Here is a 22,999-nt window from a genome sequence, read left to right as displayed (position 1 = left end):
AGCGGTGGCACGGACTCTTAGTCCGTGCAGTGCAATGCGAAGCGAGCACTCTCCTCGACGCGTACGCTCGCTAGCGCATCGCGTGCACGGGCTAAGAGCCCGTGCCACTACTGAAAGAGGTTCTGTTGAGATGAATACTACCGCCCGTTTTTCCGATCGCGTTGAGAACTACATTAAGTACCGGCCGTCGTATCCTCCGGAGTTGATCGAGTATTTGCAGCGAGAGCTCGGGCTTGATCCGGGTTCGGTGGTTGCTGATGTCGGGTCTGGGACGGGGATATTCACGGAGCTACTCGCCAAGACCGGCGCGACCATATTTGCTGTCGAACCGAATGTGCCGATGCGCGAGGCGTCAGAGCAATTGCTCGCGCTGTATCCGAATATTCGTCACATCGGCGGGACGTCTGACGCCACCACGCTCGCCGATCATTCGGTCGGTATCATCACCGCTGCGCAGGCATTCCACTGGTTCGATCCCGAATCTGCCCGCACTGAGTTCTTGCGTATACTCAAGCCCGATGGTTGGGTCGTGCTGGTCTGGAACGACCGGGAAATCGACGCAACGCCATTCCTGCAAGAGTATGAATCATTGCTCTTAACACATGGTACCGACTATAAGGATGTAAGTCATGCCTGGGGTGATCTGACGGCGATGAGGACGCTGTTCGGTGGTGAGTACCGGCACGTGACGTTCGAGAACCGGCAGGTCTTTGGTCTCGAGGGGATGCTGGGGCGGCTTCTTTCGTCGTCGTATGTGCCGAACGAGGGACCGGCGCTTGAGGCAATGATAGCGGCATTTACCGATCTATTTCGGCAGCATGCCGACGACGGTCGGGTAGTCTTCGAATACACGACGAACGTGTATTACGGCCAGATAGATGTTAAGACAGACAATTTCTCCGAAACGACATCTCGGCAGCCAGAGTTAGAATAATAACGATAGGAATTCGTCTTGGCCGCCCCAAGGTTGAGACGTATAATTATGAACGGCCGCCGACCACCACAAGGGCGGTATTTTTTCGTCATCAGTTCTAAGAGAGTATCCGAAGAATGCTGAAGTATCGTGCCGACATTCGCACAGTGATCTATATGGTGGTAACAACTGCGACACTGATTGTGCAGTGGAGCCTCCCGCATTTTAATATTTTTCTGTTCGTCCTGAGCTTGTATCTCGGCGTGGCAACAGCCGTGATCGCGCACAACCACAATCACGTCGCGACGTTCAAGCCGAAGTGGATGAACGTCTTCATGGATTATTGGCTGACGCTCTTCTATGGGTTTCCGGCGTTCGGCTGGATCCCGACGCATAATAAGAACCACCACAAGCTTAATAACAAAGCGGGCGATTATACGATCACCTATCGCTACAGTGAGAAGAACAATCTGATCACGCTACTGACGTATCCGACGATCTCGAGCTACTTCCAGCAGACGCCGATCCGCTCGTATCTCAAAGAGATGTGGAAGACCGACCGTCCGTACTTCTGGGAGTATGTGATGCAGTATGTCGCTCTGATCGTGTATGTCGGTGTTGCGCTGCTGATCGACTGGCAGAAAGCGTTGCTGTTCATCGTGGTGCCGCAGCAGTTCGCGCTCTACATGATCATGATCTTCAACTATGTGCAGCACGTGCACTGCGACGAGGAATCGGAGTACAATCATTCGCGCAACTTCCTGGGCCTAACGAATCTCTTCCTGTTCAATAACGGCTATCACACCGTACACCACATGCGTGCCAGCACGCACTGGAGCGAGACGCCGGCTGCACATGCGAAGGTCGCGCATCTGATCGATCCGGAGCTCAACGCCAGCGGATTCTGGAGCTTCATGTTCAAGACCTATATTCTCGGTCTCGTTATGCCGAAGATGCGCACACATTCAATGCGTCTGGAGCGCATGGGGCACACACACGAATCGCCGCTGGTGCCGGCGGCCTAGAAGTGAGGGGGTATGCGGTTCGGGTATCGTCGTCCTTCGATCAAGAAACGCATCGCTGCGCGAACATCGTGGAAACGGTACGTTCGCAATAACATGGGTCTGAAGGCGCCTCGAGGCTGGGGATGGCTCACGAACCCAAAGAAAGCGGCGTACAACCGAGTGTATAACCGCACGACGAAAGGCTGCATGGTGGCGGTGGTATGGTTGGGTATCGGTGCAATCTCGATTCTTGCATCGGTGGTTATCACACTACTCTAGTATTCGCGAGACTTGCCATTCTGACCGATGGCAGAAGTCAATACTGGCAGTCGCTTTTGAATACATGCGCCTGTTGGACGTAGTGCTTTCCCGGACTCCTCACTTCGTTCGTAGTGCAACGGAAACTTTAAATCCCATACGAATAGTTATTCTTTCGTTACTCATCAAGAACAGCTGAGGGACAGGCCCGAAGAAGCTGTAGCAACCGTCGAAGCCGCAAGGCTTCGAGCCCAGGTGCTAAATCCTGCCGCGAGAGCGATCTCAAGGAAAGATGAGCCGAGGTATTAGCTTGTTCGCTTGTGTGCGAACCTCTACTACGACCTATCGGCGCTTTCCGATAGGTTTTTCGTTTTAAACCTATCGGTCCGGCGTCTGCATGTGGGAATAGATCGCCAACCTCGTGTGTCGTCTGCTGTTCTTGGAATGAGTCCACCAAACATCAGACGACCATGCACATCGAAACATCCGCAATACAACTGACCACGCATACCGATTCCGAGTACGGGAGCATCGGTACGCCGCTCTATCAATCGTCCAACTTCCGCTTTCGCGCACCGGGTGTGAGCACGGGTTACGACTATACACGCTCCGGTAATCCCACACGTGCAACGCTCGAGACCGTACTGGCCGAGCTTGAAGGCGGCGCAACGGCGGTCGCCGTTTCGACCGGAATGGCAGCGATTACCACCGTGCTTTCACATTTTCCTGCGGGTTCGCATATCATCTGCACGCATGATTGTTACGGTGGGACAGCACGACTACTGAATCACTATCAGACACAAGGCATCCTCGATGTGTCGTTCGTCGATCTCGAAGACGTGCGCGCACTCGAAGCCGCTGTTACGTCGAACACCCGATGTCTGTGGATCGAGACACCAAGCAACCCATTGCTCAGAGTTGTCGATCTTCCGGCGCTTGCCGAGATCGCACACCGACACGACATTCTTGTTTGTGTAGATAATACATTCCTCTCGCCGTACAACTTCAAACCGTTCGCATTCGGCGCAGACATCGTTGTGCACTCGACGACGAAGTGGCTCAACGGACATTCCGATGTGGTCGGCGGAGCGGTGATCGCAAAAGAGCGCGAGCTCGGCGATCGCATCTATTGGCTTGCGAATGCACTCGGTGTTACCACCGGCTCGTTCGATAGTTGGCTCGTGCTGCGAGGCATCAAGACGTTGGGTGTGAGAATGCGGCAGCACGAAGAAAATGCACACCGGGTCGCGGAGTTCTTAGAGGTTCATCCGGCGGTGCAAGAGGTGTTCTACCCTGGACGTGTGTCCCACGCGACTCACGAAACGGCGGCAAAGCTGTTCGACGGATTTGGGGGAGTCATTAGTTTCCGAATCGCAGGTGGGATTGAAGAAGCACACCGGATCATCGGCTCGACCACAGTCTTTGCGCTTGCGGAATCGCTGGGCGGTGTCGAATCGCTCATCGAACATCCGGCGACGATGAGTCATGCATCCATGGGTGCGGATCTGCGCAAGAAGGCAGGCATCACCGACGACATCATTCGTATTAGCGTCGGTATCGAGCACATCGACGATCTGCTGCACGATCTCGATCGCGCACTTGGGGCACATGAACGTCGCGTATCGATCACTGCACCTTCACTCGAGGAGGTGGTCGCATGAGCTCACTCTCTCGATGTACGATCGGCGATTTGGTGCTCGATAGCGGCGCTATACTTCCTGGTGTGGAGATCGCGTACACTACCTATGGCGCACTCAATGCCGAACGTTCGAATGCAGTCATCGTCTTTCACGCATTGACCGGCGATACAAATGTTTCGCAATGGTGGGGCGGACTCGTTGGCGCAGGGAAGCTGATCGATCCGGCCGATGACTTCGTAATCTGTCTCAACGCAATCGGTAGTTGTTACGGATCGACCGGCCCGGACAGTATTGCACCGCATACCGGACGTCCGTATGGGAAAGACTTTCCGTCGATCACGACACGCGACATCGCACGCTCGCAGCTCTCTGCGCTTGCCGAGTTGGGGATTCGCAGGGCACGTATCGGGATCGGAGGTTCGATGGGTGCAATGGTGCTCCTGGAATTGGCATTGCTCGAGCCAGGCTTTTTCGATGCCGTGATTCCGATCGCGTGTGGGGCGTCGCACAGTGCGTGGCGGATCGCATTCAGTTCGGTGACCCGCAAAACGATCGAGACGATCGCTGCCGCCGGCGGATCGACAGACGACGCATTTGTACAAGGCATGCGCATCGCTCGTCAGATCGGGATGACCTCATACCGATGCAGCGAAGAGTTCGAGCAGCGGTTTGCCAGGGATCGACGCGAAGACCAGTTCGAGGTCGAACATTATCTCCAACATCAGGGTGAGAAGATCGCCGCACGGTTTTCGCCGCATAGCTACCTTCGATTGACACAAGCGATGGAGACCTATGACGTATCGGAGGCGATCGGTTCGCTCTCATGCCCGAGCGTGTTTGTCGGTATCGATTCGGACGTGCTCTATCCGAAGTCCGAGATACGCTCGCTCGCGTCGCGCATCCCAATGGCGAAGTATGTGACGCTGCATGCGAACTGCGGACACGATTCGTTTTTGGTTGCCGAAGCAACGCTTGCACGCTTGCTTACACCGTTCGTCACTGCCATTCGCCAGTCATCAATTACAGAGGAGATCGTTCAATGAGTGAATTTCTATTTGGTTCGGATGTGGCATCGACCACAGCTATTTCAATCCCGAAACGCCTCGAGACCTTGCGTATCGGAATGTTCGGGCTTGGTGTTGTCGGCAGCGGTGTATGGCGTGTACTCAACGAAAAGCGCCGTGAATTCGCATCGCGATTCGGTATTGACGTGTCGATCGAACGCGTTTGTGTTCGTGACGGAGCGAAAGACCGCGACGCCGATCTTCCGCTCGATCGTATCACACTCGATCCGCAGGATATACTCACCGACGAGTCGATCGAAGTCGTCATCGAACTGATGGGTGGGCGCTACGAAGCACAGACCGTGATCGAAGCGGCATTGAAAGCGCGCAAACATGTCATCACCGCGAACAAGCTCTTGCTTGCACATGAACTACCTCGCTTGCGAACACTTGCAGAACGCAACGGCGTGAACTTATACTATAGTGCGTCGGTCTGCGGCAGTGTGCCGGTCTTGCGTGCGCTCGACGACCACCGCGCCGGCGATACGGTCGAGGCCATCCGTGGTATCGTCAACGGCTCGACGAACTTTATCCTCACGAGTATGACGGACAATAACCTGAGCTATGGTGATGCACTCGTGCTTGCGCGTGAGCGCGGATTTCTCGAAGCCGACCCCACGCTTGACGTCTCCGGTCAGGATGCAGCGCAGAAGCTCTCGGTACTTGTCTATCACGCATTCGGAAAACACATCGCACCGGACCGGATCGAAACGATCGGTATCGAAACGATCACCGACGACCGGATCGCCGCCGAGAAGGAGCAGGGAAATGTCGTGAAGCTGATCGCAGAGGCCAGACTTTCATCGGATGGGGAGATTCTCGCGCGTGTTGCCCCACAGTCGATCACCCGTGAACATCTGTTTGCCGCAACACGCGATGAGTTCAATGCGCTCGAGATCACGGCTCGTCACGCCGGCCCGCAAATCCTCTATGGCAAAGGTGCCGGCAGCTTCCCGACAGCATCGGCCGTGATCAGCGATGTCGTGGAATTGCTCAGAGAAAGGCTGTAAACAAGATCAGTAGGACGGACTCTTAGTCCGTCCCTCTATCGGCAGGCAGTCTATTCTCAATAATGGCACGGACGAAAAGTCCGTCCTACGGTCTCTTTGCTCAATCCTCGATCACTTGCTCGAAGTAGCTCCGGTCCTTGCCGCAGTTTGGGCAGACTTCGGGCAACGGAGCGTGGTTCAAGTGGAAGATCTCGCCGCAGTTGGTGCAGCGCCAGATGAGTACCATCCCTGCACCGCGCGATTCCGGCGGCGGGATGTTAATATCGAGTGGTTCGTCAGTTGGTGTCGGCATATTATCCTCTCTTTTACACAGAACACTTCTCATCGGGTAAACAAGTTCACCGTAAAGTATAAGGTAGTGGCTCAGCTTTGACTGTATTCCAAATGTCATTCTGAGCAACGCGAAGAATCCCTTTGGCGGAGCCTCACAGGGTTTCAGCAAGGGATTCTTCGCTTCGCTCAGAATGACAGCTCCTTGCACCGTTTTAAACTGAGCCACTACCAGAATCAGGGGGCATAACTTATTGCCCTATAATGAGTCACGCCATCATACCTCCGAGAGGTACTTATAATGGTACAACACTCGCATAATTGAGTAGTACCTGTAGCGGGAAATGAAACCCGATAACTACTTCATGTCTCTACAAACGGTCATACTCGGTGGCGGACTGGCAGGGTTGAGCGCAGCATATCATCTGCGCACCCCATACACATTGTTTGAGGCACGTTCGCAATTCGGCGGAATTGCCGGGTCGTTCACTGTCGACGGGTTTACGTTCGATCATGCAATTCATATACTCTTCACTCGGGATCCATACGCATCGGAGTTTATCCGGACGATCCTTGCAGACAACTTCGAAGTTCGAGAACGCAGTTCGTGGCTGTACTCGTATGGGACGATGACGCCGTACCCCTATCAGGCGAATATGCGGGGGCTGCCACGCAAAGTGATTGCCGAGAATCTGATCGGGCTCGCACGAGCACGCATACAGAGGCGCTCAACCAGAAGCGCGAACTTCGAGGAGTGGATTCTCGCGAACTTCGGGGCCGGTATCGCAAAACATTGCATGCTTCCGCTCAACGAGAAAGTGTGGGGCGTACATCCTCGTTCGATGAGCACCGACTGGATGGACGATCGCGTGCCTCGGACGAAGCTTCGCGATGTGCTAGCCGGTCTGCGGCGCAACGATGACAGGGGACGTTTCGGTACAAACGGAACATTCTGGTACCCGAAACGAGGGGGAATGGGAGCGCTTACCGAAGGAATCCGACGTCAGGTTCAGAACCTGCATTCCGCAACGCGGTGCGTGCGGATCGATGCGACCTCTCGAACATTGACATTCGCCGACGGCTCGACGGCATCCTACGATGTTCTGATTACTTCAATACCGCTCCACCGGCTGATCGACTTGCTCGGCGAGGTTCCGCAATCGGTCTTCACCGCCGCTCGCTCGTTGAAATGGAATACGGTCCACACGGTTGTACTTGGGATCGACCGGCCGAATATCAGCAACAAACACTGGATATACTTCCCGGAGCGTGAGGTGTTGTTTCAGCGAATTTCTTTCCCAATGAACTTTGCCGACGATCTCGCGCCGAGCGGGACCAGTTCGATCATGGCCGAGATCACCGATTCCAGCGACCGACCGCTCGAACGCGACAGTCTGACGGATCGAACGATCGAACAATTACGCAGGATCGGCATCGTGCGCAGTGACGATCGAATACTCACTCGTCACTGCGTAACGATCGAGCCTGCGTATGTGATCTACGACTGGGCCCGTCCGCAAGCCGCCCGGATAATTCACGAGTATCTCCATGGGCTTGGTATTATTCCGTGCGGCAGATTCGGTGACTGGGAATACCTGAATATGGACCAAACGATCCTCAGCGGACGTCGTGCCGCCGAGACCGTACACCGGGTACATTCCGAACACGTAGTATGAACACACACTATCTATTGATGAAGCGAGGCCTCGACGTTGCGGTGGCTACGCTACTACTTATTCTCACGCTTCCGGTGCAGTTGATCGTTGCAGCGGCGATCAAATGTTCCGATGGCGGCCCAGTCTATTTCCTTCAGCCGCGCATCGGTCGCGATGGGCAAGTGTTCCGCATGATAAAGTTTCGATCGATGCGAATCGATGTGACCCGAGAGTCGATGCGTGTCGATCTGTATGCGCCGTCTGTGGCGCAGATCCTTGAGAAATCTACGCATGATTCGCGGGTTACGCCAGTTGGTTATATTCTCCGTCGAACGTCGCTCGACGAGTTGCCGCAGCTATTCAATGTAGTACTCGGCGACATGAGCCTAGTCGGGCCCCGGCCGGTTGTCGCGCGTATGCTTGCCGCCGCGGACCCTCGAGTCGCGCAACGGCACTCCGTTCCTCCCGGACTGACGGGGTATTGGCAGATCAATGCGCGAAGCGAGAACACTTCGATCGAATCCATGCTGCCCTACGATCTTCGCTACATCGAAGAGATGTCGATCCGTACCGACGTAAAAATCTTGCTGCGTACGATTCCTGTCGTTCTATGGGGTGAGGGAGCATACTGAGAGTATTTCGCCTCACTTACGAATACTCGAATCGGAGACGAGATATGTGCGAACTGCGCTTGTCACTTCGGATACGTTGACATCGCATGCCGACGAATCGGTTGCAAGCTTCTTCCAGGGCGGTATCTTTCCATAGGCGTAGTTACCGAAGACGATAACCGGCGTCCCGTTCGTCGCAACACGGGCACCGTCCGGCGTGAGTATCCATTGATCGGCCCAATGATAGATCCATTCTGCATCCTCCGAGAGCAGACGCACACAACTATGACTTGCCGGATACCCGGGCAGATCGTATTCATGTAGTGATATGCCTTCAAGATTATCGAGATTGAAGTACCAGTTCAATATCCAGGCGTCGTCCACAGTGCTGTGGGTCTGTTTCGATTTCCAATTGGTGTGATAGAGTCCTTCCGGCGTAGGGGTCGTGCGTTTGCCGGTGCTTGTTGGTCCCCATCGCACGAGCGTGCCGTGTTCGTATGCGGCAAATGCCTGAACGCGACGCGAAATAACGAGCAGCTTGCCTTGAGCGCCGAGCGAATCCAGATGCCGCGGAAATGGCGAATATGCGAGGATACTATCTGCGGCTAACGGGATGACGATCGAATCGCCCGTTTTCAGATGTTTGAGATCTCGCCGATTCAGCTTATAGACGAGCATCATCCCGTCAGGCCCGAGCGAGCGCAGCAACGCCGAAAGCGCCGAGGCTCCGTCGATCAGATACGAGCGGTAGTGGCCCGACACGGGATGCACTGTGGCGGAAGGCGGCATTGTGGCGGGTTTCTGCACGAGCGGCGCGGACGGCTTCGGAGTCTCCGTGCGCTCTTTTGAACAGGATGCAATTATGATGAGTAGAAGACAAAGCGAACTCGCACGAAGCGGCACGAACGGTTGCGTCATAAAATAGACACATCTGGTAGTATAACTTTATTGAACATATTCCGTGCCAAAGCGTTAATAGAACGCACACAGACGACACGATCCTTTACAACCCGCTCATTCCCCATGCAACTGCGTATAAACTCGCTCTGTATTTTTGTATGCCTCTGTTGTTTTTCCCGGGTGCTGTCGGCCCAACCCTACCAGCATTATGGCGGTGCCGGGTATCAATTCGGCTATCGCATTAAACCAACCACCGATGGCGGGTTTGTTGCCGCCGGTGCAACCGATGCAACGGATTCAGCCCAGGAGGATTACTACGTCATCCGGTTCGATCGTAACGGTCACAAACTATGGGATAGTGCATACGGACGTCATGGCATCTACGATTTCCTGTGGTCTGTGCAACCGACCCACGATAATGGCTCGCTGCTCGCCGGCTATAGCGGACAGCAGTTCAGCGGAGCCGAGGAAGCACTCCTCTATAAGATCGATTCGAATGGTCGTACGGTGAAGAAGATTGAGGTGAACTATGCCAAATCCGATCATGCGCACTGGTTTGCACAAACCTCGGACGGATACTATTACTGGGCCGGTCACACCGATTCGAAAGGCGATCCGAACGGGGATATGATCTGTCAGCGGCTCGACAGCAATTTTAATCTCATTTGGGAGAAAACATACAATCACGGCGGACCGGAGCACTGCCATGCCGGGACGATCGCGCGAGACGGCGGCTGCATGCTCATTGGGCATACGAGCGTGAATAATCACGAGAAGTTCTATGCCGTGCGCAACGACACAAGCGGCGCCGTCGAATGGCAGAAGGTATATAGCAGCATCGACACGCTCGACGACTCTCCGTACGAAGTGACCAATACGTTCGACGGCGGATTTGCATTCTATGGCGGTTCTTCTGAAAGCAACGGCGCATCCAACGCCTGGCTGCTCGTTGTCGATTCGCTTGGCAACCGCGTGCTCGACCATCATTTTTCGCATGGACAAACATTTGCATGGTCCGGCATTCAGTCTTCGGATAGTGGCTTTGTCATCGTCGGTCAGGTTGCCGATACGACCATGAACTCTCAGCTCTATGTAGCAAAAGTTGATCGCACAGGCACGCTCATGTGGGAGCACTCTTATGGACCCGGTAACGGGGAAGGCGGGTATGGTATCTTCCAGCGAGGGAAGCAGTATGTTCTCACCGGCGAATTGGTGCTTGGTGGATCTGTCAGCTCCGACCTGTGGATCGCGGTGCTCGACTCTGTAGGGAATATCACTACATTGGACACGACAACATCGGATAATTCCGAAGTTCGTACTATTCCAAATGGCGGTGGTATTACGCTCGGCAATTGTATGCCAAACCCCGCAGCGTCGAGCACGATGCTAGATTTCTCCGTCGATCGGCCGCAACAGATGACACTCGATATAATCGACGTATCGGGCCGCGTCGTCCAGACGATGTTCGATGCGCGCGTCGAAGCAGGGCAGCATTATGTCCGGCTCGATACGCGCACGCTTCCCTCCGGCACATATCGTTGTTGTTTGCGTGGGTCGGATGTCGCCCTGAGCTCTGCACTCGTTGTCGTACACTAAGGGAAAGATAGCGGTCGCGAAATTGTTTAGGTGATATGCATATCACCTCGGCAGCCGATGCCGTTACCCATATCAAGAGCGGCGACCACCTCTTTATCCAATCCGTCGCCGCCGCGCCGCAGCAGCTCATCAACGCGTTCACCGAGCGTGCGCCGCATCTTCGCGACGTCAATATCTACCACCTTCACACCGAAGGCGATGCACCGTACACGCGCGACGAGTACAAAGATAATTTTCATACGTTCGCGCTCTTCACCGGCGCGAACGTCCGCGATTCGATCGCCCGCGGTAACTCCGACTATATTCCCGTCTTCCTCTCCGAAGTCCCGGCGCTCTTTCGGCACAAGGTCATCCCCTTGGATGTCACGCTCATTCATGTTTCGCCGCCTGACCATCACGGCTTCTGTTCGCTCGGCACGTCGGTCGATGCGACGCGCGCTGCCGTCGAAATGTCGAAGCTCGTCATCGCGCAGATCAACCCGAACATGCCGCGCACGCACGGCGATGGGTTGATCCATGTCAAGGATATTCAATACGCGACGGTCGTTGACGACCCGCTTCCCGAGCGCATCCCCGAACCGCTGACCGACGAGACGATGGCGATCGGACGCCTTGTTGCGGACCTGATCGACGACGGAGCCACGATCCAAATGGGCATCGGCAAGATCCCCGACGCCGTGCTTGCAGCGCTTACGGGGCATCGCGATCTTGGTGTGCATACCGAGATGTTCTCCGACGGCATCATCGATCTCGTCGAACGCGGCGTGATTACCGGCGAAAAGAAGCGAGTTCATCCGGGGAAGATCGTTGCAAGCTTTGCGCTTGGTTCGCGCAGACTCTATGACTTCATTCACGATAATCCGCTCGTGGCGATGCTCGATGTATCGTATGTCAACGACACGAGCGTCATTCGTCGCAATCCGAAGGTGGCGGCGATCAACTCGGCGATCGAGGTAGATCTGACGGGGCAGGTGTGCGCCGACTCCATCGGTCCGCGCATCTATTCCGGTGTTGGCGGGCAGATCGACTTCATCCGCGGTGCGTCGCTCTCGGAAGGCGGAAAGCCGATCATCGCATTGCCGTCGCTCACGAGCAAAGGCGAGAGCCGCATCGTCCCGTTCTTGAAGCAGGGAGCCGGTGTCGTGACGACCCGCGCAAACGTGCACTACATCGTCACCGAGTACGGTGTCGCGAACCTCTATGGCAAGAGCCTCCGCCAACGCGCGCAGGAGCTCATTGACATTGCGCATCCCCGTCACCGCGAATCACTCGACCGCCAGGCGTTCGAGATATTTAAGACGCTGTAGTATCTGAGCGCGGTGATCCTGTCATCCGACCGACATGTCTTCGCTGGTGAATGACAGAATATTTTCTGAGTATGGGTCATCATTAGTGTAAGGAATTGCTTCTATCAACCGTCATTACTATCAATGACCCGTACACTCATATTACTTGTGGGCCTCACGTTGGCCCTAGGCTTGGACGCCCATGCACAACGCCTTTGGCAAAAGGTAGGTGGTACCTTTTCGGGCCATATGGTCACACTCACTGCCGGTCAAGGTGGGGCAGTGTTCGGTGTTGAAAGCTCAAAGTATATGAGCATGAATCGGTCGCAGAATAGTTGTTATCGGTACTCCGCGAGCGATGGGTATTGGTCTGGGTTCGACACCCTGCTCCAGGGCTCGACCATGAAGGTGGTGACGTCGACCCCGAACGGGCTGATTCTGACTACCAGCTACGATGGGACCACGCATGGCTTGTCGGGTTGGTATTCGACGGACAACGGCCAATCCTGGGCCAGTGTCGTCCTGGGTCAGAGCAATGGTTTGGAAATTGAACCTGTGTACTCCATGATCCTCGGGCCTTCCGGCAGAGTAGTTGTGTCCACTTGGGCTGGAATATTCAGTCGCCAACTGCCGGATGGACCACTAACGCACGCTGCGGACGCGCCCGCCGGTGACGTTTTGGCGATGTCGGGTAACGGGATGATCTTTGCAACGACGAACGTGAGGCCGAACATCTATCGTAGCTCCGATTTCGGAGCCACCTGGCAGCCAAGTGGATCTGGCCTATCGTCCATAGGCGCGATCACGGTCTGTCCGAATGGGAGCGTCTTTGCCACTGCCAACAGGGGAGTGTTTCGGTCAACTGTCTCAGATACGAATTGGAGGTGGGTCTCGGCGTTGCCGTTGTCAGCGTGGGGGAATGACTATCAAACACTTGCAGCCGACTCGTCCGGACGCATATTCATCGGCAGTATCCATGGCGTGTATCGTTCGAACGATAATGGAAGCTCGTGGCAACTCTCGCGGTCCGGGTTGCTCGATACAAACATTGTTGCACTGTGTGTCACTTCCACCGGCGACATTGTGGCATCATCATACTCCAGACTGTTGTATCGCTCGACCGATCATGGCGTGACGTGGGAGCGCTTCAATCGTGGGCTGTCGGACGGACTTGTTGCGATGTTTGCTGCCGATTCGGCCGGCACCCTCTTCGCAGCTTCATCCAATGGGTTATTCTGCTCGAGTGATCGTGGCGACAACTGGGACGTGTGTGCCATGCAAGATACGGGTGTGACATCGGTGATGGCGCTGCGCGATGGGGCGATCGTCATATCTAGGCAAGCCGTCGGCGAAATTTTCCGCTCAACCGATCACGGAGCGAGCTGGAAAGGTGTATTTAATGAGGGGCTTGTGAATCAACCGTATGGGATCGTCTCAAAATCCTATGCGGGTACTCTGTTTGCATTGCCAGACGCAAGCCACCTGTATCGCTCCACCGACGACGGCCGATCGTGGGTCGGGCCGACAACGGTGCCGTACTTCCAACTCATTGCTGCAGCACCCGATGGCGGCTTATTCGGCTATTTGACATGTTCCAGCGCTCAGGCAATATATCACTCTACAGATGATGGGATCACCTGGTCAACAGTCAGGGACCACTACCCGGCTGGGGCCGAGCTTCTGCACGCCGATTCCTCGGGAGATTATTTTCTGTATTGTGACGGGCTCATGCGATCGACGGACGCTGGTCTATCGTGGGAAATGAAGTCAACTGGCATTCAGGGTGGAATATCTAGTTATTGGGCGCCGGAGAGTTTTGTAGTCAACCAAATAGGGCGGCTCTACATCGCCACCAGTGCAGGTGTGTTCCGATCAACAGACCACGGAGAGAATTGGGCAGCATGGGATGACGGCATCTCCAAAAAGCAGAGCGGTAACTTTGGTCTCCTGCCGGACGGGACCATGCTTCTGGCGACGGATGAGGGTATTTTCAGAACGGGCCAATCTACGCTGACGGCCCCTGTACAAACACCAGAACCTTTGGCGCAACTTGACCAAAGCATCCCAAATCCGCTCATTACGAACACAGCGATCCGATACTCACTCTCTCGCTCCAACGAAGTCTGGCTCGAGGTATCAGACCTTCTCGGGCGTGTAGTGCTAAGCACGTATCAAGGTATCCAAGATGCAGGCTCCCATACCATTACGATCGATCGCGCAGCGTTGCCGCTCGCAGGCACGTATCTCTACCGTCTTCGGACCGGCGCCGAGTACAGTGAAACTCGTACGATGATCGTACTTCCTTAGTACGCCTTCGACCAGACGACTTCGTACTTCGCCGGCTCGCCGGTGACGATGCATTTGGTCGGCGGGTTGGCGCTGCGGAATTCCTCGTCGGGGATGCAGCGGATCGTCGCCTTCGTCTCGTCTTTAACGACGGTCTCGATAGACGCGCTACCGTTCCAGCCTGCATAGACGAAGCCGCCGTCACGTGCGAGGATCTCTTTCATCTCGCCGAAATCGGTGATGCCGCGGAAGGAGTTCTGCTCGCGGCGGATCTTGGCGTTTTTCAGGAGCTGTGCTTGCAGCTCGACCGAGATTTCTTCGATCGTGTCGCAGAGTGCATCCACAGTAATAAAGAGCTTCTGCTTTTTGCCGGGCTTCGGCTCTTCGCGGCCGTCGAGCTGTACACGCGGGACGATCACGACCGTGCGGGAGGCAACATCCTTCGGTCCGATCTCAATGCGCATCGGTACACCCTTCATCTCCCACTCGTAGTACTTTGCTCCGGGCGAGAGGTTATCGCGCGTATCCATCTTGACGCGGAAGCCCTTCGACTTCAGATCGGCGAAAATGTTATCCGCTGCGGCGAGCACTGTTGCTTTCTCTTCGTCGGTCTTATAGATCGGTACGATCACGGCGACCGTCGGCGCAAGACGCGGAGGGATGACGAGGCCCGTGTCATCGCCGTGCGTCATGATGAGTCCGCCGATCAGGCGCGTCGAGACTCCCCATGAGGTGTTCCACGCATACTCGATGGCGCCCGAGCGTCCCTGGAAGCTGAGGTCGAACGCTTTTGCAAAGTTCTGTCCGAGGTTATGGCTTGTGCCTGCTTGCAGCGCTTTGTTATCCTGCATCATCGCCTCGATGCAATACGTGCGCAGCGCGCCGGCGAACTTCTCGCTGTCGGTCTTCTGTCCCGTGATCACGGGGATCGCGAGGTACTCTTCGGCGAACGTGCGATAGACGCCGAGCATCTTCAGCGTTTCTGCTTCCGCTTCGGCCTCGGTCTCGTGCGCGGTGTGGCCTTCCTGCCAGAGGAATTCCGCCGTGCGAAGGAACAGCCGCGTGCGCATCTCCCAGCGCATCACGTTCGCCCACTGATTCATCAAGATCGGAAGATCGCGATAGCTCTGAACCCACTTCGCGTACATCGAATAGATGATTGTCTCGGATGTCGGACGAATGACAAGAGGCTCGTCGAGTAACTTGCCGCCACCATGCGTTACAACTGCGAGCTCAGGCGCAAAGCCTTCCACGTGATCGGCTTCTTTCGTAAGGAACGACTGCGGGATCAGGAGCGGGAAGTATGCATTCTCATGCCCCGTGTCCTTGAACATTTGGTCGAGGTTGCGCTGGATGAGCTCCCAGATGCCGTAACCGTTCGGACGGATCACCATGCAGCCGCGAACCGGAGCATGCTCTGCAAGTTGTGCCCGTTCGACCAGCTCATTATACCAGGCGCTAAAATCCTCCGCCCGCGTCGTCAATTTCTTCTCGTCAGCCATTTTCGTGGATATTCAGTAGTATAGACCAATGAAAAGAGCGAATCGGGGATGGGAGTTCCGAGGGGGAAGAGGTGGGTGGAAACGTTGTAGCACACCGTCATTCTGAGCGAAGCGAAGAATCCCTGTGGCGGAGCCTCACTGCGTCTCATCAAGGGATTCTTCGCTTCGCTCAGAATGACGAGTCTTATACAATTCTAAACCGTGCTGCTGCTACCAAACGCTCAATTCTCCGTCGGTTTGCGAGCCCGATACACGATCCACCCCGTCACTCCCTCGATCACCATCGAGACAACAACGAGCATCGGCGAGATCAGCACGATCATGAACGAGCCGTAGTAGTGGAGCTTCGCGAATTGCGTCCCGACCTCCGACTTCACGAGCATCTCAGGCACGAGCATGATGGCAATGCACACTGCGATCGTCAGCGCAACGCTCGAGAGCATCGCTTCCGCCACGTTGCGCAGCTTGCCTCGCTTGATTCGGCTGTTACGCTTGCCGAGCCAGATGCCGTAAGCGATCGCGGCAGCGGCGAAGAGCACTAGCCCGAGCCAATCGGCCACAGCTTCTGCAAAGCGAACAACCCAGCTCGTCGGTTGATATGTGGTGATCGAGAGGATGTCTGCGGGGAGGGCATCCCAATGCTGGGCGAACGCACCGGGGCCGGGCCGACTATTCATCGCCGGGGTCAACTCAGCGCTCCAGCCTTCGGGGAGCTGCACGGTTGCGTCGAGTGCACCGAAACTTGCCCAGCGTTTGGCGGGTGCGAGAATATAGTAACACGTCCATGTGATCACGGGGCGATGCCGCAGCTCTTGCGTGACTGCGGCGGAGTAGCTCACGACGATCGTGTGCTTGCCAGGAGTGACATGCAGTGTGAAATGCAGCGCGTTCTTCGTGTTGCCGCGCGACTCGTAGAGATCGCCACGGCGACTATCGCCCAGCGTGATGCTATCGTCGAGCCACTCTTTCGGCAAGTGCTCGTCGCGAGATGCCAGAAACTTCATCGGAGCGCCGTCGAAAAGAACTTGATAGTGACCGACCTCCATATCGACACCGACGAACACGAGCTCGACATCTCGTTCGCTGCTGTCGTTTCGGATCTCATACTGCGCTTTGACGAGTGCAGGCTCGGAACGCTCGAGCGGGCGAAGATCGATCAGGAGATTCTCATGCTCGATGTGGAGCTTGCGCAACTCGCCCGACGGCTCGCCAAGCCGATCGCCCGGACGTACGGGGTTCGCCATGTTGGCGAAGGACGTTTCACAAACGAAAAGAATGAGCAGTACGAAAGCAAAGAAGCGAACGATCATGAGGGGTCACTATCATTTGGTTCGGCAAAGGCAAGCAGGAAGTTGGCCAGTGCTGCGGGTTGAGTGTCGTCGATCACTCGTTTGAAGCCGACGATCAACAGGCCATTATGCACCTCGATATATACGGGGCCGAGTTCGTCGACCAGAGTGAAAAAATCCGGCGTCAATACTGCTTCGGCTGCATCAGGGTCGAAGCACTGGAAGTGATGCCGCAAGCGAAATGAATCGAAGCCATCGATCGCCAATCGTACTGGACGAGCAAGTTCGGTGATACGGCTTTCGACATCGACCGGTTCGATCAATAGGTCACCCGGGTCATCACGAAGCGGGACAGTCCCGTAGAGTCGGGCATCTCCTACCTCAAGCAGTATGCTATCCTTGATCTCATTGAAGTATGGGGCGTTGACGAACAGAACCGGGTTAAAGAATTTGAATGGGACCTCGGACATTCGGGTCGCGCAGATCGCAATCTCAGCATGCTTGGATGCGGAGAGTGAAATGCTGTAGACCGGGAATATCTTGCGATAATCCATGAAGATTGTAAACCCTCGGAGATCAAGACCATCTAGGCGTCCTTCGTCGTGAAGCGTGCATGCAATCCCCGCTTCTGTAAGGAGCTGGGTGCACTCATCCGCTAACTGCTGCCACTCATCCGGGGAGTCGAATTCGTCGTCTGTCATGGGTACAAATATAGTACTTCTATCGGCTTGACGGATCGTGCGCTCGCTACGAGCGTTATGGGTCACATCGGCCTGCAATGTCACACGGCACGGATGTTGCTTCGTCTTCTCGTAGGCTCCCTGCACCGTTCACCAATACAGTCACATCCATGAAATTCCTTCGATATACTGCGATCAGTGCAGTGGTGATCGTCGGCTGCGGCCAAAAGACGAGTTCATCCGACCCCGAAACGCTGCTCGCCGCCGACAAGAACAAGCTCTTCGAAACCCTCAAACGCGTCGATTCGGCCGGCACTGCGAACGAAGTCTTCGCATCCGCCGCCGCCGATTCTTCTCTGCGCGATAAAATGGAAGAAGCACTGGGAATGAAACAGCGGCACGCCGAAGCTCGGCCGCAAAAGGGGCCGAAGAAAGATGTTCTCGATAAGTCGGCGGACGCATTGGACGTTGCGAACGAGAAAGTGACCAAGTCTGGCGTCGTGCTGGACAAAGCTTCGGAAGTCAAAAAGAAGACGACCGATATTCTCTCGAAATAAACTGACATTGAAATCCGGGCGGCCTGGTGAAGCCTCACACGTGGATCAACACGAGGCGTTGCTTCGTCAGAGGGTACACGTCGGCCCGTCCGCCCGGATGTTGTTTCTATCGGTCCTCGCCGAATCAAGATACATAGATGAGCTAGTAGCCGCCCCGGTTACAAAAGTCCGGCTGTCACGTAGAAGCGTGGGATGCGTGAATTCAGGCAGTGAGTCTGCTTGTACAGTTTACGAAGAAGTCATTCTGAGCAACGCGAAGAATCCCTGTGGCGGAGCCTCACAGGGTTTCATCGAGGGATTCTTCGCGTTGCTCAGAATGACAGTATGAAGAACGTCAAAACTACGCTGCTATCCGAATTCATAGCCACAAACCGCTGTTGCACCAAGCTCAATGACCACTAAAGGGACCATCCTCTGGGTCGACGACGAGATCGATCTGCTCAAGCCGCATATCATGCTGCTCGAACAGCGCGGTTATGCCGTGCGCACGGCCACCAACGGTGCCGACGCCGTTGCTCTGAACACGACCGAACCCGCCGATCTCATCTTCCTCGACGAAATGATGCCAGGCATGGGCGGGCTCGAAACGCTCATCGAGATCAAGGCCCGCAATCCAGAGACTCCGGTCGTGATGGTCACGAAATCCGAAGAGGAAGACCTCATGGAGCAGGCCATCGGCAAGAAGATCTCCGATTACCTGACAAAGCCCGTGAATCCGACGCAGGTCTTGCTGGCGGTTAAGAAGTTTCTCGAAGGCAAGCAGATCGTCTCGGAAGCCGTCTCGCGCGATTACACGCAGGAGTTTGCGAAGATGGGCCGCGAGCTCATGATGGCGAGCACCGCGCAGGACTGGATCGATCTGTATTCGAAGCTGGTCGGCTGGGAGATGGAGCTCGATGCACATCCCGATCTCGGCCTGACGCAAACGCTCGCCGACCAGAAGCGCGAGATGAACGCGGAGTTCGCGAAGTTTTTCGAGCGCAATTACAAGTCGTGGGTCAATACGATCTTCACGAGCGAGAACAAGGCGAGCCGTCCGGCGCTTTCGCCTGACATCGCAGGCGAGTGGGTACTGCCGGTGCTGCGCGAAGGCAAACGCAACGTCGTGTTTCTGGTGATCGACTGTATGCGGCTCGATCAGTGGATGATCATGGAGCGCGAGATCGCTTCACTCTTCAAGATCAACCGCAACTACCACTTCGGCATCATCCCATCGGCCACGCCGTATGCGCGTAATTCCATTTTCAGTGGCTCGTTCCCCAGTGAGTTCGGTAAGATGTTCCCCGATACCTGGACGGGGTCGGACGATGAGTTCTCACAGAACAAGGACGAAGCGCAGATGCTCCGGCTGCTGCTCGAGCGTCAGCGTGTGAAGCTTACGAACGATCTGAAATATATCAAGATCATCGACCGCGACTTCGGCGCCGGCATCGCGCAGAACATCGTCACCTATGCGCGCAACCAGCTCACGGCCATCGTCGTGAACTTCGTGGATATGCTCGCGCATCACCGAAGCGATTCGCCGATCCTCAAGGAGATCGCGCCGGATGAGCGCGCGTATCGTTCGCTCACGCGTTCGTGGTTCTTGCACTCGAGCTTGTATGAGATGTTCAAATCGCTGGCGCAGATCCCGAACGTGACCGTCGTCGTGACGACCGATCACGGATCGGTCCGGAGCCTGCGTGGCGCGAAGGTACTCGGCGACCGCGAGACCTCGACAAGCCTGCGTTATAAGTACGGCCGTAACGTCAAGGCCGAGGACAAGCAAGCGATGTTCATCAAAAAGCCGGAAGAATACAAGCTTCCGTCGCGTGCGGTCACGACGAACTACATCATTGCGAAAGAAGACTATTACTTCGTCTATCCGACCGATTACCACAAGTATTTGAATCACTATAAGGACACGTTCCAGCACGGCGGCATCTCGATGGAGGAGCTGATCCTGCCGGTCGTTGTTCTTGAACCGAAATGATGAGATCAGTTATATTCTCCTTCGTTCTGCTCGCCTCGCTTTCGTCTGTCACCATTGCGCAAGATGCGAAAGAAAAGGCATTCGTTGCCCGAGCACGGCAGTTCTTCGATCTCCTCGAAGCGAAGAAATACGACGAGTGTCTGACACTGTGCGATAGCTCATTGATCAAAGTACTTCCGGCGGAAAAGATCAAGCAGAACTGGGAGCCGATACGAGCGTCGATGGGGAAGATGCTTGAGCGAACCGGTGAACTCTACGAGGATAAGAAGTCGTACGTACTTGTGTATGTCGGTGCGAAGTACGAGAAGGAAGCGATGGACCTGAAGATCGCCTTCAATCCGCAAATGAAGATCATCGGCTTCTTCAAGAATGCGCCGATGTCGAAATCCGCGTACCATCTGCCGACATACGCCAGGCCCGATCGGACCGTCGAAGAGCCGATCACGATCGTTACCGATAGCTTCAAGCTCCCCGGCATTCTTTGTCTGCCGAAGGGTGTGGCTCATCCGCCCGTCGTGGTGATGGTCGCCGGGAGCGGCCCGAACGACCGCGACGAGACGGTCGGACAGAACAAGCCGTTCAAAGATATTGCGTACGGGCTTGCCGCTGTCGGTATTGCGAGCATTCGCTACGATAAACGCACGATGGTCTATGGCGCAACATCATCGTCAAGCCCAAACGGTGTAACACCGGACGATGAGGTCGTCAACGATGCGCTCTCCGCACTGAAGCTTGCCCGCGCAAATGCGGCTCTCGATCCCAAGAAGATATTCGTCCTCGGTCATAGCCTCGGTGCGATGATGGCGCCGCGCATCGCCGAACGTGACGGACATCTCAGCGGCGTGATTATGCTTGCGGCACCTGCACGGCCATTCCAGGATGTGCTTCTCGATCAGATGGAATTCCTATTGCCGCAGCAGACGACGCCGGAGAATGCGAAGACACAACTCGAACACATCCGCTCGATGGTCGAGACGATTTCGAAGCACGCGTACACCGCGTCAACGCCACCGGCGCAATTGTTTGGGTTGCCGCCGGCGTATTGGGAGTATCTTTCGAAGTACGACCAGGTCAACACTGCCGTCTCGCTGAGAGAACCGATCCTCTACTTACAAGGCGGAAAAGATTACCAAGTAAACATAAAGGATTTCTCGGTGTGGCAGCGCAAATTCGGTGCAAAGCAGAATGCCGAACTGAAACTCTTCGGCACTCTCTATCACCTCTTCATGCCGGGGAAAGGCACCTTCACTGATTATGATGTCCCCGGGAACGTCAGCGAAGACGTGGTTGCTGCGATCGTATCGTGGATCAAGCGGCAGTGAGGACGGAGGAGATTATTTCGCATTCGGCCGCCGAGACGATCGCCGCGGGCGAGCGCTTTGCGCGAACGTGGATGCAGCGCAGCGGCACGATCGTTGCATTGCGGGGCGATCTTGCCAGCGGGAAGACCCATTTTACAAAAGGTATCGCGCATGCGTTCGCGATCGACGAGCATGAGATTTCCTCGCCGACGTTCGCACTTGCCAACGAGTATGCAATCACGATCGACGGAAAGCCCGGAGGTATGCTCTACCATCTTGATTGCTACCGGTTCGAACGCCCAGAAGAATTGCTCGAACTTGGTGTCGAAGAATATCTCTACCCCCATGACGGCATGACGGTAATCGAATGGGCGGAGCGCATCGAGGAATATTTGCCTGCCGAGCGCATCGATGTTCGCTTCGAAACTCTCTCGCCGACCGATCGACGGATCACAATCACTCCCCACTTCGCATGATTCTCGCATTCGATACATCTGGCAACGATCTGCACATCGGTCTCTTCGATGACGACGCGAACGTACTTGGGGAATTCCACCATATCGCAACCGCCGGCGAACGAGGCGTACACGATTCGCTACTGGCCGAACAAACACTACGGCTGCTCGCAACACACGGCGCGCAGGTGCGCGATATCCGGCGTATTGCTTATATTAGCGGTCCCGGTTCGTTCACTGGGTTGCGCATTGGTCTCGCATTTGCGAAAGGTCTGGCGTTTGGTGGCGCTTGCCAACTCGTCCCGGTCGTAGCGCACCGGGTGATCAGCGAGTGTGCAGTTCGCACATATCCCGACCGCGAGTTTACGACGATCGTCACGCCCGGATATGAGCCGACAACAGTGTATGTCGCGGCATTCGGCTCTGCGGAGAATGTCATACTCCAACGCATCAACGACGTACGCGGGGCGATTGTAGGTCCGCGAGCGTTGAGCGAAACTCTTTCGGCATCGGATATAGAATTCACTCCGCTCGATATCGATCTGGGCGTACTGGCGTATCTCTCGCGCGAATTTCCTGTTGCAGCCGACCCCAGCAATCTCGAACCGTTCTATGGGACGGACTTCAAGCCCCATCCTTCCAGCATTCGGTCTCAGAAATCATAGCGCATCCTTCTACAAGATTGCGGATCGGCAGGGTGCTCTGATTCTTTAAAATACCATGCGGAAGAAGGCCGCTTTTGTCGTATAT

General features: G+C 55.5%; 21 protein-coding genes and 1 riboswitch. Of the genes, 16 read left to right on the top strand and 5 right to left on the bottom strand.

Translation table 11 applies throughout. The annotated features are described in order from the left end of the window. Nucleotides 1-130 precede the first annotated feature (130 nt). The 6 genes from JSS75_04385 to JSS75_04360 all read left to right on the top strand — a co-directional run bounded on the left by JSS75_04385 (nucleotide 131) and on the right by JSS75_04360 (nucleotide 5,889). The gene (locus JSS75_04385) at nucleotides 131-934 is read left to right on the top strand and encodes a methyltransferase domain-containing protein (protein ID MBS1902921.1); all 804 of its coding nucleotides are present in this window, start codon (nucleotides 131-133) and stop codon (nucleotides 932-934) included. A 116-nt stretch (nucleotides 935-1,050) separates the two neighbouring features. Further along, nucleotides 1,051-1,938 (top strand): fatty acid desaturase, encoded by an 888-nt coding sequence (locus JSS75_04380; protein MBS1902920.1) that lies wholly within the window; start codon nucleotides 1,051-1,053, stop codon nucleotides 1,936-1,938. A gap of 12 nt (nucleotides 1,939-1,950) precedes the next feature. Then, nucleotides 1,951-2,196: a hypothetical protein gene (locus JSS75_04375; protein ID MBS1902919.1), complete on the top strand. Its 246-nt coding sequence runs from the start codon at nucleotides 1,951-1,953 to the stop codon at nucleotides 2,194-2,196. A gap of 158 nt (nucleotides 2,197-2,354) precedes the next feature. Then, a riboswitch (SAM riboswitch) is annotated at nucleotides 2,355-2,474 on the top strand. Between the two features lie 171 nt (nucleotides 2,475-2,645). Further along, on the top strand, nucleotides 2,646-3,836 hold the full coding sequence (locus tag JSS75_04370; GenBank protein ID MBS1902918.1) for a PLP-dependent transferase: 1,191 nt from the start codon (nucleotides 2,646-2,648) through the stop codon (nucleotides 3,834-3,836). Continuing rightward, complete coding sequence (gene metX / locus JSS75_04365; GenBank protein MBS1902917.1) at nucleotides 3,833-4,858, top strand: homoserine O-acetyltransferase; 1,026 nt, start codon at nucleotides 3,833-3,835, stop codon at nucleotides 4,856-4,858. Before JSS75_04370 ends, metX begins: the two co-directional genes overlap by 4 nt. Nucleotides 4,859-4,881: 23 nt before the next feature. Beyond that, nucleotides 4,882-5,889: a homoserine dehydrogenase gene (locus JSS75_04360; GenBank protein MBS1902916.1), complete on the top strand. Its 1,008-nt coding sequence runs from the start codon at nucleotides 4,882-4,884 to the stop codon at nucleotides 5,887-5,889. A gap of 100 nt (nucleotides 5,890-5,989) precedes the next feature. Here the strand turns inward: JSS75_04360 and JSS75_04355 are convergent, their stop codons facing one another. Continuing rightward, nucleotides 5,990-6,181, bottom strand: a complete 192-nt coding sequence (locus JSS75_04355) for a hypothetical protein (GenBank protein MBS1902915.1) — start codon at nucleotides 6,179-6,181, stop codon at nucleotides 5,990-5,992. Between the two features lie 343 nt (nucleotides 6,182-6,524). Here JSS75_04355 and JSS75_04350 point away from each other — a divergent pair, with 343 nt between their 5' ends. After that, entirely contained in the window at nucleotides 6,525-7,835 is a 1,311-nt protein-coding gene (locus JSS75_04350) for an FAD-dependent oxidoreductase (protein ID MBS1902914.1), read from the top strand. Then, nucleotides 7,832-8,446, top strand: coding sequence for a sugar transferase (locus JSS75_04345; GenBank protein MBS1902913.1), 615 nt, complete (start codon nucleotides 7,832-7,834; stop codon nucleotides 8,444-8,446). Before JSS75_04350 ends, JSS75_04345 begins: the two co-directional genes overlap by 4 nt. 12 nt (nucleotides 8,447-8,458) lie before the next feature. On the opposite strand, the gene JSS75_04340 is transcribed toward JSS75_04345, so the two are convergent. After that, complete coding sequence (locus tag JSS75_04340) at nucleotides 8,459-9,343, bottom strand: L,D-transpeptidase (protein ID MBS1902912.1); 885 nt, start codon at nucleotides 9,341-9,343, stop codon at nucleotides 8,459-8,461. A gap of 105 nt (nucleotides 9,344-9,448) precedes the next feature. On the opposite strand from JSS75_04340, the gene JSS75_04335 reads away from it, so the two are divergent. From JSS75_04335 to JSS75_04325, 3 genes are all read left to right on the top strand, one after another. Then, nucleotides 9,449-10,921, top strand: a complete 1,473-nt coding sequence (locus JSS75_04335; GenBank protein ID MBS1902911.1) for a T9SS type A sorting domain-containing protein — start codon at nucleotides 9,449-9,451, stop codon at nucleotides 10,919-10,921. Nucleotides 10,922-10,956: 35 nt separating this feature from the next. Then, entirely contained in the window at nucleotides 10,957-12,228 is a 1,272-nt protein-coding gene (locus JSS75_04330) for an acetyl-CoA hydrolase/transferase family protein (protein ID MBS1902910.1), read from the top strand. A 294-nt stretch (nucleotides 12,229-12,522) separates the two neighbouring features. Continuing rightward, nucleotides 12,523-14,514 (top strand): T9SS type A sorting domain-containing protein, encoded by a 1,992-nt coding sequence (locus JSS75_04325; protein MBS1902909.1) that lies wholly within the window; start codon nucleotides 12,523-12,525, stop codon nucleotides 14,512-14,514. Here JSS75_04325 and JSS75_04320 read toward each other — a convergent pair. The 3 genes from JSS75_04320 to JSS75_04310 form a co-directional block, all read right to left on the bottom strand. After that, nucleotides 14,511-15,995 (bottom strand): proline--tRNA ligase, encoded by a 1,485-nt coding sequence (locus JSS75_04320; protein MBS1902908.1) that lies wholly within the window; start codon nucleotides 15,993-15,995, stop codon nucleotides 14,511-14,513. The two genes, JSS75_04325 and JSS75_04320, sit on opposite strands and share 4 nt — an antisense overlap. Nucleotides 15,996-16,216: 221 nt before the next feature. Then, complete coding sequence (locus JSS75_04315; GenBank protein ID MBS1902907.1) at nucleotides 16,217-17,239, bottom strand: hypothetical protein; 1,023 nt, start codon at nucleotides 17,237-17,239, stop codon at nucleotides 16,217-16,219. A gap of 62 nt (nucleotides 17,240-17,301) precedes the next feature. After that, nucleotides 17,302-17,985 (bottom strand): hypothetical protein, encoded by a 684-nt coding sequence (locus JSS75_04310; protein MBS1902906.1) that lies wholly within the window; start codon nucleotides 17,983-17,985, stop codon nucleotides 17,302-17,304. Nucleotides 17,986-18,134: 149 nt separating this feature from the next. Here JSS75_04310 and JSS75_04305 point away from each other — a divergent pair, with 149 nt between their 5' ends. The 5 genes from JSS75_04305 to tsaB all read left to right on the top strand — a co-directional run bounded on the left by JSS75_04305 (nucleotide 18,135) and on the right by tsaB (nucleotide 22,914). After that, nucleotides 18,135-18,521 carry a hypothetical protein gene (locus JSS75_04305; protein MBS1902905.1) on the top strand — a complete coding sequence of 129 codons (387 nt, stop codon included), beginning with the start codon at nucleotides 18,135-18,137 and terminating at the stop codon, nucleotides 18,519-18,521. A 391-nt stretch (nucleotides 18,522-18,912) separates the two neighbouring features. Then, nucleotides 18,913-20,493 carry a bifunctional response regulator/alkaline phosphatase family protein gene (locus JSS75_04300; GenBank protein ID MBS1902904.1) on the top strand — a complete coding sequence of 527 codons (1,581 nt, stop codon included), beginning with the start codon at nucleotides 18,913-18,915 and terminating at the stop codon, nucleotides 20,491-20,493. Next, nucleotides 20,493-21,815 (top strand): alpha/beta fold hydrolase, encoded by a 1,323-nt coding sequence (locus tag JSS75_04295; protein MBS1902903.1) that lies wholly within the window; start codon nucleotides 20,493-20,495, stop codon nucleotides 21,813-21,815. The genes JSS75_04300 and JSS75_04295 overlap by 1 nt, the downstream gene beginning before the upstream one ends. Continuing rightward, the gene (gene tsaE / locus JSS75_04290) at nucleotides 21,797-22,270 is read left to right on the top strand and encodes a tRNA (adenosine(37)-N6)-threonylcarbamoyltransferase complex ATPase subunit type 1 TsaE (protein MBS1902902.1); all 474 of its coding nucleotides are present in this window, start codon (nucleotides 21,797-21,799) and stop codon (nucleotides 22,268-22,270) included. The genes JSS75_04295 and tsaE overlap by 19 nt, the downstream gene beginning before the upstream one ends. Then, nucleotides 22,267-22,914 (top strand): tRNA (adenosine(37)-N6)-threonylcarbamoyltransferase complex dimerization subunit type 1 TsaB, encoded by a 648-nt coding sequence (tsaB, locus tag JSS75_04285; protein ID MBS1902901.1) that lies wholly within the window; start codon nucleotides 22,267-22,269, stop codon nucleotides 22,912-22,914. The genes tsaE and tsaB overlap by 4 nt, the downstream gene beginning before the upstream one ends. Nucleotides 22,915-22,999 lie beyond the last annotated feature (85 nt).

The organism is Bacteroidota bacterium (assembly GCA_018266755.1).
Classification (GTDB): domain Bacteria; phylum Bacteroidota; class Ignavibacteria; order Palsa-1295; family Palsa-1295; genus JAFDZW01.
This window is presented reverse-complemented; position numbering and strand designations above follow the sequence as displayed.